The sequence below is a fragment of the Anaerobacillus sp. ABR4_321 genome (assembly GCF_056158505.1).
In genome coordinates this window covers 1713437-1731591 of record NZ_JBSWTK010000001.1, presented here as the reverse complement: position 1 = coordinate 1731591, position 18155 = coordinate 1713437, and the positions used below count along the sequence as shown (strand labels likewise).

The 18155-nt window shown below is 40.3% G+C and carries 20 protein-coding genes; 5 read left to right on the top strand and 15 right to left on the bottom strand.

Annotated elements, in window-relative coordinates:
• Positions 1 to 39: 39 nt before the first annotated feature.
• Complete coding sequence (locus ACXADT_RS08925; protein WP_270179621.1) at positions 40 to 486, top strand: YtoQ family protein; 447 nt, start codon at positions 40 to 42, stop codon at positions 484 to 486.
• Here ACXADT_RS08925 and ACXADT_RS08920 read toward each other — a convergent pair.
• Positions 483 to 986: a DUF84 family protein gene (locus ACXADT_RS08920; RefSeq protein ID WP_474834323.1), complete on the bottom strand. Its 504-nt coding sequence runs from the start codon at positions 984 to 986 to the stop codon at positions 483 to 485. The two genes, ACXADT_RS08925 and ACXADT_RS08920, sit on opposite strands and share 4 nt — an antisense overlap.
• A gap of 59 nt (positions 987 to 1045) precedes the next feature.
• Entirely contained in the window at positions 1046 to 2119 is a 1074-nt protein-coding gene (locus ACXADT_RS08915; protein ID WP_474834321.1) for a M42 family metallopeptidase, read from the bottom strand.
• Between the two features lie 173 nt (positions 2120 to 2292).
• Between ACXADT_RS08915 and ACXADT_RS08910 the strand changes: the two genes are divergently transcribed.
• Positions 2293 to 2601, top strand: a complete 309-nt coding sequence (locus ACXADT_RS08910) for a PepSY domain-containing protein (RefSeq protein WP_270180607.1) — start codon at positions 2293 to 2295, stop codon at positions 2599 to 2601.
• A 106-nt stretch (positions 2602 to 2707) separates the two neighbouring features.
• On the opposite strand, the gene ACXADT_RS08905 is transcribed toward ACXADT_RS08910, so the two are convergent.
• The 8 genes from ACXADT_RS08905 to trmB form a co-directional block, all read right to left on the bottom strand.
• Complete coding sequence (locus tag ACXADT_RS08905; RefSeq protein WP_474834319.1) at positions 2708 to 4282, bottom strand: IS1182 family transposase; 1575 nt, start codon at positions 4280 to 4282, stop codon at positions 2708 to 2710.
• Positions 4283 to 4464: 182 nt separating this feature from the next.
• Positions 4465 to 5004 (bottom strand): hypothetical protein, encoded by a 540-nt coding sequence (locus ACXADT_RS08900; RefSeq protein ID WP_474810838.1) that lies wholly within the window; start codon positions 5002 to 5004, stop codon positions 4465 to 4467.
• A 155-nt stretch (positions 5005 to 5159) separates the two neighbouring features.
• Positions 5160 to 6014 carry a pyrroline-5-carboxylate reductase gene (gene proC, locus ACXADT_RS08895; RefSeq protein WP_270179625.1) on the bottom strand — a complete coding sequence of 285 codons (855 nt, stop codon included), beginning with the start codon at positions 6012 to 6014 and terminating at the stop codon, positions 5160 to 5162.
• Positions 6015 to 6370: 356 nt separating this feature from the next.
• Complete coding sequence (locus ACXADT_RS08890) at positions 6371 to 8269, bottom strand: PTS fructose transporter subunit IIABC (protein ID WP_474810835.1); 1899 nt, start codon at positions 8267 to 8269, stop codon at positions 6371 to 6373.
• Positions 8270 to 8288: 19 nt separating this feature from the next.
• Positions 8289 to 9197, bottom strand: coding sequence for a 1-phosphofructokinase (gene pfkB, locus ACXADT_RS08885; RefSeq protein ID WP_474834317.1), 909 nt, complete (start codon positions 9195 to 9197; stop codon positions 8289 to 8291).
• On the bottom strand, positions 9194 to 9946 hold the full coding sequence (locus ACXADT_RS08880; RefSeq protein ID WP_270179628.1) for a DeoR/GlpR family DNA-binding transcription regulator: 753 nt from the start codon (positions 9944 to 9946) through the stop codon (positions 9194 to 9196). Before ACXADT_RS08880 ends, pfkB begins: the two co-directional genes overlap by 4 nt.
• 166 nt (positions 9947 to 10112) lie before the next feature.
• A complete protein-coding gene (locus tag ACXADT_RS08875) occupies positions 10113 to 10955 on the bottom strand; it encodes a YtnP family quorum-quenching lactonase (protein ID WP_474834315.1) in 843 nt (280 codons plus the stop codon).
• Between the two features lie 87 nt (positions 10956 to 11042).
• Entirely contained in the window at positions 11043 to 11681 is a 639-nt protein-coding gene (gene trmB / locus ACXADT_RS08870; protein ID WP_270179630.1) for a tRNA (guanosine(46)-N7)-methyltransferase TrmB, read from the bottom strand.
• Positions 11682 to 11824: 143 nt separating this feature from the next.
• On the opposite strand from trmB, the gene cydS reads away from it, so the two are divergent.
• Entirely contained in the window at positions 11825 to 11920 is a 96-nt protein-coding gene (cydS, locus tag ACXADT_RS08865; protein WP_442865089.1) for a cytochrome bd oxidase small subunit CydS family protein, read from the top strand.
• Positions 11921 to 12020: 100 nt separating this feature from the next.
• The gene (locus ACXADT_RS08860; protein ID WP_474834313.1) at positions 12021 to 12299 is read left to right on the top strand and encodes a YtzH-like family protein; all 279 of its coding nucleotides are present in this window, start codon (positions 12021 to 12023) and stop codon (positions 12297 to 12299) included.
• Here ACXADT_RS08860 and ACXADT_RS08855 read toward each other — a convergent pair.
• The 5 genes from ACXADT_RS08855 to thpR all read right to left on the bottom strand — a co-directional run bounded on the left by ACXADT_RS08855 (position 12283) and on the right by thpR (position 17017).
• On the bottom strand, positions 12283 to 13080 hold the full coding sequence (locus ACXADT_RS08855) for a phosphotransferase family protein (RefSeq protein ID WP_270179632.1): 798 nt from the start codon (positions 13078 to 13080) through the stop codon (positions 12283 to 12285). The genes ACXADT_RS08860 and ACXADT_RS08855 overlap by 17 nt on opposite strands.
• Positions 13081 to 13218: 138 nt before the next feature.
• A complete protein-coding gene (pulA, locus tag ACXADT_RS08850; RefSeq protein WP_270179633.1) occupies positions 13219 to 15357 on the bottom strand; it encodes a type I pullulanase in 2139 nt (712 codons plus the stop codon).
• 77 nt (positions 15358 to 15434) lie between these two features.
• The gene (locus ACXADT_RS08845) at positions 15435 to 16118 is read right to left on the bottom strand and encodes an LrgB family protein (RefSeq protein WP_474834311.1); all 684 of its coding nucleotides are present in this window, start codon (positions 16116 to 16118) and stop codon (positions 15435 to 15437) included.
• A gap of 4 nt (positions 16119 to 16122) precedes the next feature.
• A complete protein-coding gene (locus tag ACXADT_RS08840; protein ID WP_270179635.1) occupies positions 16123 to 16491 on the bottom strand; it encodes a CidA/LrgA family protein in 369 nt (122 codons plus the stop codon).
• Positions 16475 to 17017: an RNA 2',3'-cyclic phosphodiesterase gene (thpR, locus tag ACXADT_RS08835; RefSeq protein WP_270179636.1), complete on the bottom strand. Its 543-nt coding sequence runs from the start codon at positions 17015 to 17017 to the stop codon at positions 16475 to 16477. The genes ACXADT_RS08840 and thpR overlap by 17 nt, the downstream gene beginning before the upstream one ends.
• Positions 17018 to 17225: 208 nt before the next feature.
• On the opposite strand from thpR, the gene cysK reads away from it, so the two are divergent.
• Entirely contained in the window at positions 17226 to 18155 is a 930-nt protein-coding gene (cysK, locus tag ACXADT_RS08830; RefSeq protein WP_270179637.1) for a cysteine synthase A, read from the top strand.

Below are 18155 nucleotides of genomic sequence, written 5' to 3'. Positions count from 1 at the left end.
TACAATGACAGCGTTACTATCTATAGGAGGCGTTATATCTTGGAACTTACCGTATACTTGGCTGGACAAATACATGATGACTGGCGTAACGAACTTAAAGAAAAAGCGAAGCAAATGGATCTTCCTCTTTTATTTGTAGGGCCGATGGAAAACCACGACCGCTCAGATAACATAGGAGAGGAAGTTAAAGGTGAACAACCGAACGCCATATTTAAAGACGAAGCAGCCTCAGAAATCAACAACCTTAGAACACAAGTACTACTAGGAAAGTCAGATGTTGTGGTCGCTTTGTTCGGTGAAAAATACAAGCAATGGAATAGTGCGATGGACGCTGCTACGGCCATCACACTTCAGAAACCTCTTATTTTGATTAGACCCGAATCTCTCCATCACCCGCTAAAAGAGTTAGCAAATAAAGCACAGGTGGTAGTAGAAACTCCTGAACAAGCGCTTCGAGCACTTTCATATATTTTCGAAAGTAATTAATCCGAATAGTATTCATACTGACCAAAAAGCATTTTTACAATATGCTCATACATCGTAGTCCTTGTGATGGCGCCCTTCGTAACGATTCCGATGGCGCCTTCTTTTTTGTTTACATTGGCTCGACTCGCAAACTCCGACATAACCGGCCCTAGTTCATCTCCATTTTCCAACCTTTGCTTAACTTCATCCGGTAAAGGAAATCGAGCTCCTCCTGCCACAATCTCCTTCCCGTTACGATCAACAAGTACACCCCAATTACAAACGTACAATAAATGACCGATCTGGTGTACGCCACCTTCTAACCCTATGCCGATATCACTCTGACCTTCTTCAAGTGCCGCGAATGCTCGCTGCTTTGCACCTAAAATAGTTTCTTCATCCCCCCATGGTTGTTCTGAGACTCCTGATGAGACATCATACCCTTTCACTTCATATGTGGTTAATGTTCTAACTGAATCGAGTTTTACTGGGTTAAGAGAACCTACAGCAACTTTTTTCATGATTACGCCTCCTTTAATGAGAATTACATTGAAAAAGGAGCCGATCGGCTCCTTTCCTTCTAGACTCTACTCTTTATCTGGTCAACCGCATTTTGATCTGTTGTTCTTACCAACTTAAACAGAAGTTCTTTTGCCGCTGCATAATCATCAACATGGATGATTGATGAAGAAGTATGAATATATCGTGAGCAAATGCCAACCACTGCTGATGGTACTCCATTATTCGAAAGATGAACCCTTCCTGCATCCGTTCCACCTTGAGAAATAAAATACTGATACGGAATATCATTACTTTCAGCAGTATCGAGAACGAAGTCTCTTAAACCTTGGTGTGTAACCATAGAGCGGTCGTATATGCGAAGGAGGGCTCCTTTACCAAGTTGACCAAACTCACTCTTATCACCCGTCATATCATTTGCTGGGCTTGCATCTAAAGCATAAAACAAATCTGGATTGATTAAATTTGATGCAGTTTGTGCGCCTCGAAGCCCAACTTCCTCTTGTACAGTAGCTCCAGAATAAAGTTCGTTCGGTAGTTCCTCATTCTGCATTTCTTTCATAAGCTCGATAGCAAGTCCCACCCCGTAGCGGTTATCCCAAGCCTTGGCCATAATCTTCTTATTGTTAGCCATCGGTGTAAATGGACAAGTAGGAACGATTTGCTGACCAGGACGCACTCCAATTTTTTCAGCATCTTCTTTGTTATCTGCACCAATATCGATAAGCATATCTTTGATCGCCATCGGTTTTTGACGTTTTGCTTCATCTAAAAGATGTGGAGGGATGGAACCGATTACTCCTGGTATCGGTCCGTCAGCGGTAATGACTTGAACACGTTGTGCAAGTAGGACCTGACTCCACCATCCGCCTAACGTTTGGAAACGGAGCATGCCGTTGTCTGTAATAGAAGTTACCATAAATCCTACCTCATCCATGTGACCAGCAACCATAATTTTAGGACCTTTGTTCTCACTGCGTTTTACCCCAAAAACACTTCCTAAGTTATCCTGTATTAACTCGTCTGTGTATTTGCTAAGTTCACCCTTAACAAATTTCCTTACGTCATGCTCAAATCCAGGAGCACCTTGAAGCTCAGTCAACGTTTTGAATAGTGACAGCGTTTCTTTATTCATATATGTATCCCCTCTCTTCAATATATACCTCTTTCATTGTATCGAATTCCATTATGCGTTGCTAGTCGTTTGAATTTTCAGCTTAAGTAGTTGGTACATGAATCAACTTCAGATATACTAAAAGAGGAAACAACAATAGAGGTGAATAGAAGGGAGAAGTGAACACCGTGAAGATGAAAGACTTGCTGTTAGGTGCACTTATCGGAGCAGGGGCTGCTTTGGCAGCAACTTCTTTGGCAACGTGCAAAAAATCGACGATTCCGCCTGAAAAGGCTCTTAAATCTGTTAAAGAAGCAGTTAAACACTCATACGCAGTAAAAGGATCATGGATTCATATGAAAACGGATTCAATCAAGAAGTTCGACGTGCCTTTCACCGTTTATTCTGGTGGTTTAACATGTGAAAAAGCAGGACGATTGGAACAGATGGATTTCGTGGTCGACGCAAATACAGGTACAATTGTAGAACTTCAAAAACAATAAAAACGAGGCTGGGACATAACTAGCCTGGAATAACGAAAAAAGGTTCCGTTCATCGTTTTTTGATGAACGGAACCTTTTTTCTTTGGTCCTGCCCAAGATTATTGAGTCATTCTGCACTCACGGTAGTGTACTTTCTTAAGTTTACCGCCATTAGCGCAAACCCCATCTCATTTTTGACTTGATTATTACCTCTTACAGACATACGATTGAAACCCAAAATAGCCTTCAGAAATCCAAAAACTGGCTCTACATCGATTTTCCGTTGACCGTAGATTTCACCTGTTTTTTCATCCGAAAGCAGCTGTTGAATCCTATTCTTTTGTTTTTCCCAATTGGCGTTATAGAAGATTTTTCGATTGGTCCCGTCTTTTGCTTTTGTACATTGAGAACGGAACGGGCAACCGGTACAGTTTTCACTTTCATATACTTTAAATTCACGGGTGAAGCCACTTCTGTCAGTACGATGAGAAACGAATCGGAAAGGCAACTGTTTTCCGTTCGGGCATATGAATGAATCTCCTTTTTCACTGTAATCCCAGTTGGATACGTGAAACGCATCCTTCTTAAAGCTTTTCTTTTTCTCTTTTCGATAAGTGTTATAGGTGATGAGAGGCGTACGCTTGCGATTTTCCAAGACATCTATGTAGTTTTCTTCGCTTCCATAACCGGCATCCGCGACGATGTACGTTGGGAGTTCAAAGAAATCCTTTTCCACGCGATCTAGAAACGGAAGAAATGTGCGCGTGTCCGTTGGATTCGGGAAGATATCATAAGCGAGCGTATATTGCCCCTCCGTCGCAATCTGTAGATTGTACCCGGCTTTGAGTTGCCCATTTTTCATATAGTCATCTTTCATGCGCATGAAGGTGGCATCGTGATCGGTCTTTGAATAACTGTTCCGTTCTTTGAAGATGGCCTTATCATTTTCATATTTTGTTTTGCGCAACACAAAATCCTGTATCTGTTTGAGGAACTGTTTTGGCATTTTTCGCTCCGAACGAAGCCGTTTTCGTTCGGCTACATCCTTACCGTCGTTAATCTTCTCAGTATATTCCTCTACTTTTTCTTCTAGCTTTTCTTCTATTTTAGTAAGTTCTTTAGTGGAAAGGTGTTCTGGACTTTCTCTTTCAATTTCGGGGATTACTTCTTTTTCAATCAACTCATCGTACATCGCATTCGACTTTTCAATCAGACTCTGGCTGTACCTTTCGACAGCCTTACGCCACACAAACGTAAACTTGTTGGCATTCGCTTCAATTTTCGTGCCATCAATAAAGATCGCTTCATTATCAATGAGGTCTTTTTGAACGAGCTGACAACGAAACTGCACGAAACTCTGACGCAGAAGTTCTTTGACTTCGGGATGCACCCGGAACCGGTTTATGGTCCGATAACTCGGTTCATATCCTTGTGCCAACCACATCATCCGTACGCTATCTTTGAGGAGACCTTCAATCTTTCTTCCTGAAAAAGCAGATTGTGTGTACGCACATAAAATAACTTTCATCATCATACGTGGGTGATAAGCTGGGCATCCCGTATCACGTAGGAACGCGGAAAAAGCCTCATCCGGAATTTGTTCGACCAACTCATGGACGGTATAAGCGATATCATTTTCTTGTAATTTCATTTCTAAATCGAGGGGCAAAATCACTTGATTCATGTTATAATCTTTAAACATAAGGACACCTCCGATGGTTATTGTGTGGTAACTCTAATTTTATCAGAGGCTGTCCTTATTTTATTGTTAAATTAAGATGAAAAATAGAAAGAGTGACCCTGCGAACAAATTCTTGTCCGCAGGGCCACTCTTATTTTAATTTACTGGGTTTTGTCCCAGCCTCGTTTTTATTTCATAGCAGTTTAGAACGTTGCGTTCGTCTTATATACGTTGTTCTTTAACTTAAAGCCAAGAGTCGTATACCAGCCTTTAATAAACACATAAATAATAATTGCTGGAACTATGATCATAAGAAAGTGAAGGAACAATACAACTCCCATATGAAGATGAGAACCAGTTTCTTCAGCATGACTGTCCTTAAATTCTTTTGCTTGATCTAGGTCAAGTACCTTTGTATCAGGAAGTACTGCATTTGCATCAGCATCATAGAAGATTACCTGTTTGTGATCTTCAAAGAAGATATTATCACGAACAGTTTGGAATTCTACAACCATCATCGTTACTTGACTAAATTCTTTATCCGCTGAACTACTTACTTCAAAACTCTCAGATTCCTCAATAGAAAGAGACCCTTTGTCATAGTCATAGTGCTCTTCTCCAATATAGCTAGCGACACCCTTCTTAACTTCATCGCTGACATCTGCTTCAGCATGAACAGCTGTACCTGCAAACGGAAATGCGACTAAAAGAGCTAAAATAAGAGCAAAAATCCCTTTTTTCATCATTATTTCCTCCTTCCAACTACAAATCATCCAATTATTATCATATCATATTTTGTCTATTATTCTACTAACATTTTTTAGAAATGAACATTCTGTAACATCTCCCTTAAATTAGCATCAATAAAAAAAGAACCGGAAGACCGGTTCTTTATAACTTATTGCATTACTGGCTTTTTCTCGTTTTCTTCATCGAACTGACTGCTGATTTCTTTTGAACGGACTGCAGCGTTTCTTACGGCTTCAACAAATGCATCTCCACCGCCGTTTTCATAAAGTGCCTCTAGTCCAGCTTGGGTGGTACCGTTCGGTGAAGTGACTTTCTTTCTAAGTTCTGAAGGAGAATCCTCAGACTGTTCTGCCATCATTCCAGCTCCGAGTACTGTTTGCACAGCCATCTTACGAGCTGTTTCTTCTTCAAGCCCACCTTCAACAGCGGCTTTCTCTAAGCTCTCGATCACGTAATAGATATATGCTGGTCCGCTACCTGCAACACCAGTGAACACATCCATTTGTTCTTCATCGATTACTACTGTATCTCCAATAGAACGGATAAGCGCTCTTGCAATTGTAATTTGCTCTTCATCTACATACTTTCCTGCTGCAAGTGCAGAAATTGATTTTCCAATCATGCTTGAAGTGTTCGGCATCACACGAATCACTGGCTGCTCACCTTCTAGGCTTTCTTCGATGAAAGCAGATGGAACGCCAGCTAGAACGGATAATAATAGCTGTTCATTCGTAATATATTCTTCAATTCCCTTAAGAGCTTTTTCAATATCTTTAGGTTTCATTGCTAAAATTACAACATCCGCTTCACGCACAGCGAATTCTATACTTTGCGTTGCAAGAACTCCGTGATTTTCCATTAGTTCTTGACGTCTTTCTTCATTACTTCTATTCGTCATAATAATACGTTCAGGTTCAATTGTACCCGATTCGATCATTCCTGCTGCCATTGCTTCTGCCATTGAACCCGCTCCGATAAACGTTACGGTTTTATTCTGTAGCATGATTTCCTCCTTTGAATTTCCGACAAATCATCTGACATTTCGTCTACGGTCATTTATACTAACACTGCTTCTTATACGCATCAACCGTTATAGAGGAAATAAAAAGCATTTGTACAAGATAGGTAGTGAAAACGCTATCATTTAAACCTGGGATGCATTTGCATGAACGAGATGCTGATATATGCAATCTCACGCCTTCTCACACCATCTCATCACAACTCACTTTTTTACAACAATTGTATAAAACGCAATGAAATGAGCTAAAGAACTTTAAAGCGCGCCTTTTATGATGGTGATTCCGCCTCTGATATGAGCAAAATGCAAAATAAAGAGGCTTCTTATGAAGCCTCTCACTTTTACACCTGCGGTTTGGATTTCTTCAGAATACCTACCATCATTGCCGTTACGACTGTACCGATTACAATTGCAAGGAGATAAAGCAGAATATGCTGAATCGAAATGTTGTTTACAGACCACATTACGAATGCTCCGCCATGTGGAGCTGGTAGCGCTATATTAAAGAGCATTGTCAAAGCCCCTGCAACCGAAGAACCTGCGATGATAGAAGGAATAACCCGACCGGGATCAGCAGCTGCGAATGGAATAGCCCCCTCTGTTATAAACGAAGCTCCCATGACATAAGCAACTTTTCCAGCTTCTCTTTCTGTTTTATTAAAACGTTTCTTAAAGATCGTGGTCGCTAGTGCCAATCCTAATGGAGGTGTCATTCCACCCGCCATGATCGCTGCATGATAAGTTAGGTTTCCTGCGTCAATCATCGCGATTCCAAACGTGAACGCTGCCTTGTTAATCGGTCCACCCATGTCTACAGCCATCATACCCCCAAGGATTAAACCAAGTAGGAGTTTGTTCGTCGTTCCAAGTCCGCCTAACCAGCTTTCTAATCCAGTATTTAAAGCTTGGACCGGTTCGATCACAACATACATCATGATCATACCTGTGATGAAGATACCGAATAGTGGATAAAGCAGAACTGGTTTGATTCCTTCCAAAGATTGAGGAAGACTTGAAAATAGTCTTTTAAGTAAAAGTACAGCATAACCAGCAAGGAAACCTGCGATTAGGCCACCTAGAAAGCCGGCCCCATTCGTCGAGGCCATCAAGCCACCTACAAGACCAGGAGCAAGACCTGGACGATCGGCAATACTCATTGCGATAAATCCGGCAAGAACAGGAATCATAAGTGCAAATGCATTGCCTCCACCGATCGTACTCAGTGCTTCTGCAAAAGGATTGTAACTTGGATGTTCAGGATCTGCTGCATTGATTCCGAAAATAAACGATAAAGCGATTAAGATACCACCACCAACAACAAGTGGTAACATGTTTGATACGCCGTTCATCAGATGCTTATAAAAAACGGGCTGTTTCCCTTTTCTCTCATTTTTCTTCTCATTGATTTCATCTTCATATGAACGAGAGCTTTGAAACACTTCAGCATCACCACTAGCTGAACGTTTTAATAATTCCTCTGGTTTTCTAATTGCCTCTGCTACAGGAACTTCAATCACTTTCTTACCTTTGAAGCGTTCCATCTCTACTTTTGTATCTGCTGCGACAATAATACCATCTGCTTCTTTTATATCTTGATCCGTTAATCTATTCTTTACACCACCAGAACCATTCGTTTCAACTTTTAATGCCAAACCAAGCTCTGAAGCCTTTGACTTTAAAGCATCTGCTGCCATATAAGTATGAGCGATACCTGTCGGGCAAGCTGTAACCGCTAACAACTTTGCTCCTTGTGAGGTTTCTTCCGTGCTGCTTTCTATTTCCTGCTCTTCTTCTTTAGAATCGAAAGCGCTCAATACCTCATCCGTTGACTTAGCATCATTTAAAACCCTTCTAAAATTAGTATCCATCAGAAATGAGGAAAGTCTTGAAAGAGCCTCAAGATGGGTCTGGTTCGCACCTTCAGTAGCTGCGATCATGAAGAAAAGGTGAGCCGGTTGACCATCTAACGAATCATAGTCAATTCCTTCATGAGACCGTCCGAAGACGATCGCTGGTTTTTTTACAGCTGAAGTCTTTGCATGTGGAATTGCAATTCCTTCCCCTATTCCAGTAGTACTTTCTTGCTCACGTTTATGGATGGCTTCTTTAAAGCTTCTTACATCATTTAAGTTTCCCGCACGATCTAGTTTATCAGTGAGCTCATCGATAACCTCTTCTTTCGTTTTTGACGCAAGATTAAGGATAATCGTTTCTTTTGTTAAAAGCTCTGTTATCTTCATCCCGATATTCTCCCCTTTCTTATATAGAACGAACTTTTATTTGAGTTTTTAATGTTTCAATTTCTTCTTTTGTACAGAACTCGTTAGAAAAAGCACTTGCACTACCAGCAGCGATTCCAGTGTGAAAAGCATCTATTAAATCTTTTTTAGATAAGTACATGCTTAGAAATCCAGCGACGACAGAGTCACCTGCTCCTACAGAGTTTTTCACTTCACCCTTTGGCGCGTTGCCTATAAAATCACCTTCTGAGGATAAAAACACGGCGCCTTTCTCAGCAAGGGAAATGATGACGTTCTGTGCTCCAAGGTCTCGAAGTTTTCTACCATATGAAGTTGCTTCTTCGACCGAATTGATCTGTACACCAAAGAACTCACCAAGTTCATGATGATTTGGTTTGACTAAGAAGGGTTTTGAGTCAACTACTTCTTGCAATGCAGTCCCTTTCGTATCAACGATGGCTTCCACACCTTCGGGAAGAGAATCAATAATACTTGAGTAAATTGAGGATGGCACACTTGAAGGAACGCTACCAGCCAACACGACGATGTCACCCGATTCTAGTTCAGACAGTTGTTCGTACAATGATGAAATCGATGATTCATCTATCTCAGGTGAAAGTCCATTAATTTCCGTTTCCATTTCTGCTTTCAACTTGATATTGATCCGGGTATCTCCATCTACTTTAATGAACTGTGGAGATAACCCCTCTTCTTTGAGTGCCGTCTCAATAAATTCTCCTGTAAAACCTCCAATAAATCCTAGCGCTTTAGAAGCATAACCAAGCTTATGAAGAACTCTTGAGACGTTGACACCTTTTCCACCTGCAAATTTCTTATCATGATTCACAATATTAACCTGACCTGCCTCAAAATGCTCCAACCCGACTATATAATCGACTGACGGATTTAATGTAACTGTATATATCATAATTTCACCACTTCTACTGTTGTTTGTTCACTGATCTTATCTAGGTTCGGTTCTGTAAAATGACTGGTTATAATCGTACATTCATGTAGTTCAGCAACCTTACTAAAAGCAGTCTCCCCAATTTTTGAATGGTCAGCTACTATATAAGATTCTTTAGAAAGATCGATCGCTGTTTTCTTCATGATGGCTTCCTCAGGATCGGCGGTTGTATATCCGAAAGACTCATGTATGCCGTTAATTCCAATAAAACTCTTATCAAAACGATAAGTAGAGATCCCCTCTAGAGCTTTGCCACCAATCATCGCACCTGTATTCGGCTTTAGCTTACCTCCGATCAAATATGTCGTGATACCATTTGCGAGAAGTGTTTCTACTACTTGATAACCGTTAGTGACAGCAATTAGGTTTTTACCTCTTAATTGTTCTGCTACCTTTTGGGTTGTCGTACCTGCATCAAGAAAGATGCAATCACCGTCTTCAATAAGACTGGCTGCATAAGTTGCGATAGACGTTTTTTCGGTCAAGTTTTGTGAAGACTTTTCATTTAACGATGGTTCAGTCCATTTTGTCCTGTATTGAGTGGCACCGCCGTGTACTCGTTTTAACTTATCTAACTCTTCAAGTTGAACAAGATCACGACGTATCGTTGAGATAGAAGCTCCTGTGGCTTCACTTAATTCATGGACCGTAGCATTCCCTTGCTCTTTTAGTACTTGTAATATGATGAAATGGCGTTCTGCTGTTAGCACATGTTCACCTTCCTGTCTTAGTTATGTTAAACCCATTATAGTGTAAGCACTTTCATAAATCAATCATTTTTGTTCAAATAAATTCAAAAACAATCAACAAACGATTAAAACCGTTCATTTAGACATAAGAAAAAGACTGCATATGCTGCAGTCTTTTTAACATTACTTACTTTTCTCTTTTTATTTCCTCAATAATTTCATAGCGTTCGTTCCACTTCAGCGCACGATAACTCGCATCATGATAAAAGATAAACCACGCTTCTTCTTTTACAGCTTCATTTATCCACTTTTCCTTGGCGTAGATCGACGTCATCGGATAGTCATCATAAGCCAGGACCCAAAGTGGATTCACATGAGCATGAGTAGGCATCAAATCAGCCATATGGATGATCATTTGTTCATCTTCGGTCATTGTGATAATACAATGTCCATCACTATGGCCACCAGTGTGGTGCATCTTTAATCCAGGTAGAACTTCTATCGATTCGTTAAAGGTGCGAACTTGATTCACGATCGCTTCCCAGTTCTCTTTCCAGTATGTATTCTTAGAACGAATATTCGGGTGTCTCATTTCATTCCATTCAATTTCAGAAGTATAAATGACTGCATTTGGAAATACAGATCGATACCCTTCACCTGCAGGCTCTGTTAGTCCACATGCATGATCGAAATGCAGATGAGTCATCAATACCATATCAATATCTTCTACGGAGAGCGAGAGTTCCGCTAAACTGTTTTTCACGTCAGACTCTTCATTTACCCCATAATTCCTTTTTTGTTTTTCTGATAGCTTCTCAGAACCTATCCCTGATTCGATAAGGATATTTTTACCTTGCCATTGAACAAGAAGCGGGTCTGTCCTTAGCTCGATTTGATTGCGTTCATTAACCGGATATTTCTTACTCCACAATGGTCTTGGAACAACACCAAACATTGCTCCTCCATCCATGTGAGTAACGCCCCCTCTTAACCAGTGAATCGATAAAGAGCCTAGCTGAAATTTCTCCATGACGATCTCCTTTCACCTACATAGTTTATTTTTCTCTTTAGCAAACGCTTTCAAATATTATCAAAAAAAGAACCGTTTTCGGTTCTCTTATCGAAACTGAGCGACACAACGGTAAATCCTACTGCCTTTTGAGGAAAACTTCTGTTCATATTCAGTCATGACATTTCCTTCAAAATCACTCTGATGCAAGTCAAGGCTCACTTCATGAAGCACCATTCCATAGTCCGAGAAACTGTGGAGTGCATATTCGAAAAGACCCTGATTATCCGTTTTAAAATGAATCTCACATTGTGATTTTAAAACTGTTTTATAAAGATCTAAAAATGTACGATACATTAATCTTCTTTTTTCGTGTCTATTTTTTGGCCATGGATCAGAAAAATTCAAATAAATTCTGCTCAACTCATTCTCGTTGAAAAGCTCCGTTAGGTTCTGAGCATTTTCATTCAGCAATCGAACGTTCGTGATGTTTTCCTCGATAAGTTTTTCCAAAGCGGAAACCATTACACTCGGGGATAACTCGATTCCAATAAAATTTATATCAGGATATTGCTTAGCCATTCCGATAATAAATTGGCCTTTTCCTGTTCCTACTTCCAGATGAATTGGATTATTGTTTCCGAAGACCTCGCTCCATTTGCCATTTAACTCAGACGGAGCATTTGGTACTAAGGTAGGGTGTTCCGCGAACATATCCTCTGCCCATGGTTTATTGCGCTGACGCATACTTTCACTTCCTTATTTGCCTATCGTTCACACAATCGACATTTTACCATGAAACTTTCCGAATAGGAAGGTCTCATAAAGGCAATCACTCTCGATATATGTTATCTTATATTAAAATCAATCCAAACGGGAGGAGTTATCTTATGGAACATTTTCTCATCATGTGGGCTCCATGGATCGTTATAGTATTGTCAGTGCTCGCTCTATTTGGATGGGGCGCAAAAGGAGACACTAAGTAAAACACGGACCAAATATGTCCGTGTTTTTTTATTGATCTTACATAATAAGGCTCAGTTCATGTCATCCTACTCAATAGAATGGTCAAAGGAGGAATGAACAATGCCACTCACGCATGAACATCAGCTCGCGATCTTAGCTGATATTTTAACCAACCACAGTACTGATTGCACAGGTACAACATCTGAATGTGAACAAGTTCAAAGGCTTGCAAAGTTGTTAAAACAAAACCATGTGATCGCTCCTGAGATCAAACAAGTCTTAGATCAGATAGAGGAGTACAGTACAACTGGAGCGCAACAAGCCGATTTATTAAACCATATAGAAACCCACCAGCCAAATTTAAGCCAGTGGGTAGATACCATCAATCATTATCAGTAAGTCGATTTTTATTTAGATTAAGAAGATCTCTCTTCCAATATTCCACTTCTCCGTAGAGACCTTTATAATCGTACCAATAAATGGATAATAGGGTTTGAGCAAGCACATACCAGTACATCCTTTTTCTCAGCCCTTCTGTGACTGACAACCCGTAATGAGTTAACCAGTCTGCCCATTCATTTTTTGGTACGTACCAATATAGCAGCATTCCGATATCTAAAGCTGGATCTGCAACGACAGCCCCGTCCCAATCGATCAAGTATAGATTTCCTTCATCACTGAACATCCAATTATTATGATTGACGTCACAATGACAAACGACTTTTTCTACATGATCAAGATTGTCTTTGTTTGAAGCTAAATAAGACAAAGCACTCTCTACTTCGGGATCTTTTCTATGATGACCATCAAATTTCATGATCAGGTCATGATAGATTACATCTGGGGATAGAGGCTTTTTTCCAAGACGGTGAAGCATTCTAAGAAGTTCTGAAGAACGATGGATCTTCCTTAGCAGCTTTGCTACTCTAGGCTTTTTCATCTCAAACGCCTTCAGCTCTCTCCCAGGCAGCCATTTCTGGGCTGTAATGACGTCCCCATTCTCAAGTCTTTTGGTCCAGAGAAGCTTCGGTACAATTCCTTCCGCCGACAAAACAGCCAGAAAAGGCGAGGAGTTCCTCTTAAGGAATAGTTTCTCGTCTCCATATTGAGCTAAGTATGCTTCACCTGTCGCTCCGCCAGCAGGGGTCACCTGCCAGCCTTCGCCTAAAATGTTCTCCAACAAATTCACCTTCGATTTCTGTTAGTTTGTAGATTCTGGAAGTTTTGACCTCTGCTTTGGCGGCAGAATCTCTGGACGTTGTTCAAAACCGCCTACGAATAAAAAATTATAACACAGGTTAATGAATTCTTCATGTTTTTATTCCATCTTTATTAATACAACAGTGTTTAAAGGCGCTACAAAAATAGAACTGTCATGTGTTTTATCTAATGGATCGATTCCTGCTTCTGTACCATTAGCTACTATCCATTTCTCTCCCTCACCAATATAAATCCATTCAGAATGATGACCGGCATTATGAATCACGACAATCTTATCGTCACTGTGCTCTTGATCTATTCGATAAGCGATCATCGATTCAGGGGAGTCAATAAATTGAATGCTGTGCATCTCATGGATCTCTGACATACGCAAGGCAGAAAAGTACTTTCTGATCTCAATAAGACCCTTCAAGTAGGTAACATTCTCTTTTACAGCCCTCATCCTTCTCCAGTCAAACTTATTGACCCTGTCTGGTGATTTGTAGCTGTTTTCAACCCCATTTTTCGTTCTAAAAAACTCCTGACCGGCATGCAAAAAAGGAATTCCTTGTGAAAGAATCGTAATCGCTGTTGCGAGTCGGTGCATCTGTTGTTTAACTTCTTCGTTAGAATGAGGATGGCTGCGATTCAATCGATCCCATAACGTATGATTATCGTGGCATTCAACATAATTGATCGACTGGGATGCTGTAATAAAATAATCCTCAACACTTCCCATTATACACTTCTTCACGTCTTCTTTAACTGAGAAATTTCCAGTAGCAAATCCTGAAGAATGAGTATCAAATAGTTTTCCTTTAACAGAATCTCTAAAACGGTCGTTAAAAAAGCCGATTCTTGGAAGTTCCTTAGCATGTGAAATCGTTGCCTTACGATAATCAGGTAAGATGGTGTTCAGATGCCATCCTTCTCCAAATAGTAAGATGGTAGGATCGATACAGTCAATCGCATAGCGAACCTCTTTCATCGTTTCTTTATCATGAATGCCCATTAAGTCAAACCGAAATCCATCCACTCCAAATTCTTTCGCCCAGTACGTGACAGAATCGATGATGAGTTTTCTCATCATCTTTCTTTCAGAAGCTGTATCGTTTCCAACACCTGTACCGTTCGATGGCTTCCCGCCATGATCGTATCGGAAATAATATCCTGGTACGATTTTCTCTAGATTAGAAGCCTCTAGATGGTATACATGATTGTAAACCACATCCATTATTACCCTTAGCCCTTTGTTGTGAATAGCAGCTATCATTTCTTTCACTTCACGTATTCTCGTATAAGGATGATGGGAATCTGTAGAATAGCTACCTTCAGGAACAAAGTAATGAATAGGGTCGTATCCCCAATTGTATTGCGGCTCTGCTTTCATCTCATCTACGCTACCGAAATCCTGAATAGGAAGCAATTCAACGTGCGTAACACCTAACCATTTTATATAGTTCAGTCCTTGTGGAATGCCGTCTTTCTCTGGTAACTCTTCTGTGAAAGCCTTGTATTTCCCTTTATATTTTAGACCGCTTTTCGTTTGGATGCTAAAATCCCTAACGTGTAATTCATAAATGATTGAATCTGAGGATTTCGCATGCGCTGGTTTTACCGTAGGATCCCAATTTGGAGGGTTGGTATTAGAAAGATCTGTGACCATGCCAAATTTACAATTTGAGGTAGCCGCCTTAACATATGGGTCCACTACTTCCTTCGTACTCCCGTTAACCCGAACGCTATACGTGTATAAAGTTCCTTCTCCATAGCCATTCGCTTCACAATCCCATAATCCTTTATCCTGTCGTATCATTGGGAGTTCATCTACTTTTTGAAATAAGTCATTATAAATATTTACAATAACGTTGGTTGCAGTAGGTGCCCAGACTTTGAATAAAGATCCTTTCTTCGTTAGTGAATTGCCAAGTTCACCATCGTAATGGTACTTTTCATCAAAGGCTTTTGTTCGGACAACTTTACCTGTCATCACCAACGCCTCTTCACCACTAGAGTGGATGAGGTAATATTCTGTGCCAGGATGGTAGTCTGAATCTGTTAACAATGAAACGATCCTCTTCTTGCCAAGTTTGAAATCACCATTGATCTCTAGATTGATATCAAGGTGACCATCCGTTAACGTAAAGCCTTGATGATCGTCTATACCTTCTTCTACCATTACTGTTATCACATTGAAATCATCCCAATAAGCAGTAAAAGCGTGACTATCAGTTTGATAATTAGAGTGATTTCTCATTGATCCCATCCTTTACAAAGGTGTTTACACATCATCATATTTTCTCTTATAGAAAATGACCGCTTGATTAACTTAATTCATAGCCAATTTATTAAGATAGGAGCTAAGACCGAGACACATAGCGCACAAAGACTCATACCAATCGAACTAACCGCTGCTTCTTCTTGACCGTATTCGAGCGCTTTTGCTGTACCAATCGCATGAGAAGCACCCCCTAACGCAATACCGACCCCAAGGAAGTTTGTAATCTTAAATAGTTTCAAAATCCATGGACCCGTTACAGCTCCTCCTATTCCAGCGATCATTACGAAAATAACGGCAAGGGCTGGTTCTCCACCGATCATTCTTGAAACCTCCATAGCGACAGGGGTCGTCACATTCTTCGGAACAAAGGAGAACTGAATCACTTCTCCAAATCCAAACAGGAGGGTAAGCCAATAACCTGAAAGAATTCCTAACATGCTTGATAATAGGACAGTTGAAAGAAGCTCGTTTTTGTACTTGTTTAGGAGCTTTCTTTGTTTATATAAGGGATAGGCAAGAGCAACGATCGCTGGTCCTAGAAATGCATCGATAACCTTTCCACCGCTAAAATATGTATCGTAAGAAATATCAAAAGATGTGAGCAAGATTACTAGCAAGACCGTGCAAGTCAAGATTGGAATTAGGAATGGATATGGCAGAAGTCGATAGAGAAGAGTAAAAATAAAATAGATTGCAATTGTAAAGATGAGCCAAAACATGGCTTGTAATAAAAACATGACGCTATTCCTTTCGATTTACAAGTGTCTGACCAATGAAGCCAGTTGTGATCATAATAATCCATGTGCTGACAAGAACGATCGGTATTAACCAAAGACTTTTACCATTAAAGAAATCCAAGTGATTCATGACACCAACAGTAACAGGGATAAAAAATAGCGGCAGGTGGTTCAATAAAAACGTAGCCCCTTTTGAAACCCATTGCTCTGGTAATAGGTTTGTATAGAGGCAAACCAAAAGAAGTACCATTCCTATTACACTTCCTGGAATTAATAAACCGAATAACTTTTGGATTGAGACGCCTATAAGATAGAACCCAAACAATAATGCGAGTTGGAGTATGGTGATGAAAAGGTTACTTTTTAAATTCATAACGCGCTACACACTTGTACCTGGGTATTTCAAACGGTGCCACTCTGAATAATCCAATACTTGAGATTTCTTGCGATGCTTTATGAATATCTGGGGTATTTCTCCCTATTTTCTTTTCTGGATATCGCCATTTTTTAGCGAGCGTAATATGAGGACGATACTCTCGGCGATCGACTCTGAAACCGGAATCCTTACAAGCCTCGGCAACCATCTGATGTAAATGCTCTAGGCTCTTGGTCTTCTCCACATCTACATACAGTACACGAGGTTGAGATAATTTTCCGAATGTCCCGATTTTATTTAGCGTGATCTCAAATGAACTTACATTCTCAGTTATTTCCTTTAGTTGTTCACCTAAATCACTTAATTGCTCTTCCTTCGCTTCACCAAGAAACTGCAATGTAATGTGAAAATCATCCGGTTCAACAACATGCTTAAATAGAGATGTATCTAAGTTTTTCTGCACTGACTTCAGCTCAGATTTCATATCTTCGAGCGTGATCGCAATGAAATAATGGGTGCTCATCTATCCCCCACTCCTTTAGATCTGATTATATTCTACCAAAAAACTGAATCTTCTTGCATTTATCTTTTGAGCCGACTTCTTATCCTCTACTTTATCATTTGCTATAATAGGGAACAGTAAAAGAAGCATCACAATAAAACTTATCCTTAACTTTAACCTTTTATTGGATAAAGATAAACTCTTATAAATTTCGAAAGGATGTGGACACATGATTTACGAAAACATGGCTGAACTTATCGGTAATACTCCTCTTCTTAAATTAAACAGGGTTCCGAATCCTGATGGTGCTAAAATATACGCAAAACTAGAATATTTTAACCCAAGCCGAAGTGTAAAAGACCGAGCAGCTTATAACATGATTGCGACCGCTGAAGAAAAAGGATTACTCAAGTCCGGATCGACCATTATCGAACCTACATCAGGTAATACAGGGATTGGACTAGCAATGAACGCTGCTGCTAGCGGATATCCTGCCATCATCGTCATGCCTGACAACGCGACAGAAGAGCGGATCAAACTCCTTAAAGCTTACGGTGCAAAAGTAGTCTTGACTCCTGCTTCTGAGAAAATGCCTGGTGCAATCAAAAAAGCAAAGGAACTAGCTGAGACAATTGAAGACAGCTTTATTCCAATGCAATTTGAAAATGCTGCAAATCCGGATGCACATCGAACGTCTACTGCTTTGGAAATTATTGAAGCGATGAACGAACTAGGAGTTACCCCTGCCGCTTTTGTTTCCACAGCAGGTACGGGTGGAACCGTAACCGGCACTGGAGAAGTACTAAAAGAACATTACCCGAACATGACTGTTCATGTTGTAGAGCCAGAAGGATCTCCTGTTCTTTCAGGAGGCAAACCTGGAAAACATAAGCTCGTTGGAACGAGTCCTGGTTTTATCCCTGATATTCTTAATACCTCGATCTATGATGAAATTATCCAGATAAAAGACGAACAAGCTTACGAAGTAACCCGTAAACTTGCAAGTCAAGAAGGACTTCTTGTCGGTCCTTCATCAGGAGCAGCCGTTTACGCAGCTATGAAAGTAGCTCAGCGACTTTCCCCTGACCAAGTCGTTGTAACGATGACGTGTGATTCAGGAGAAAGGTATTTATCTAGCGATCTTTTTAGTTCCCTATAA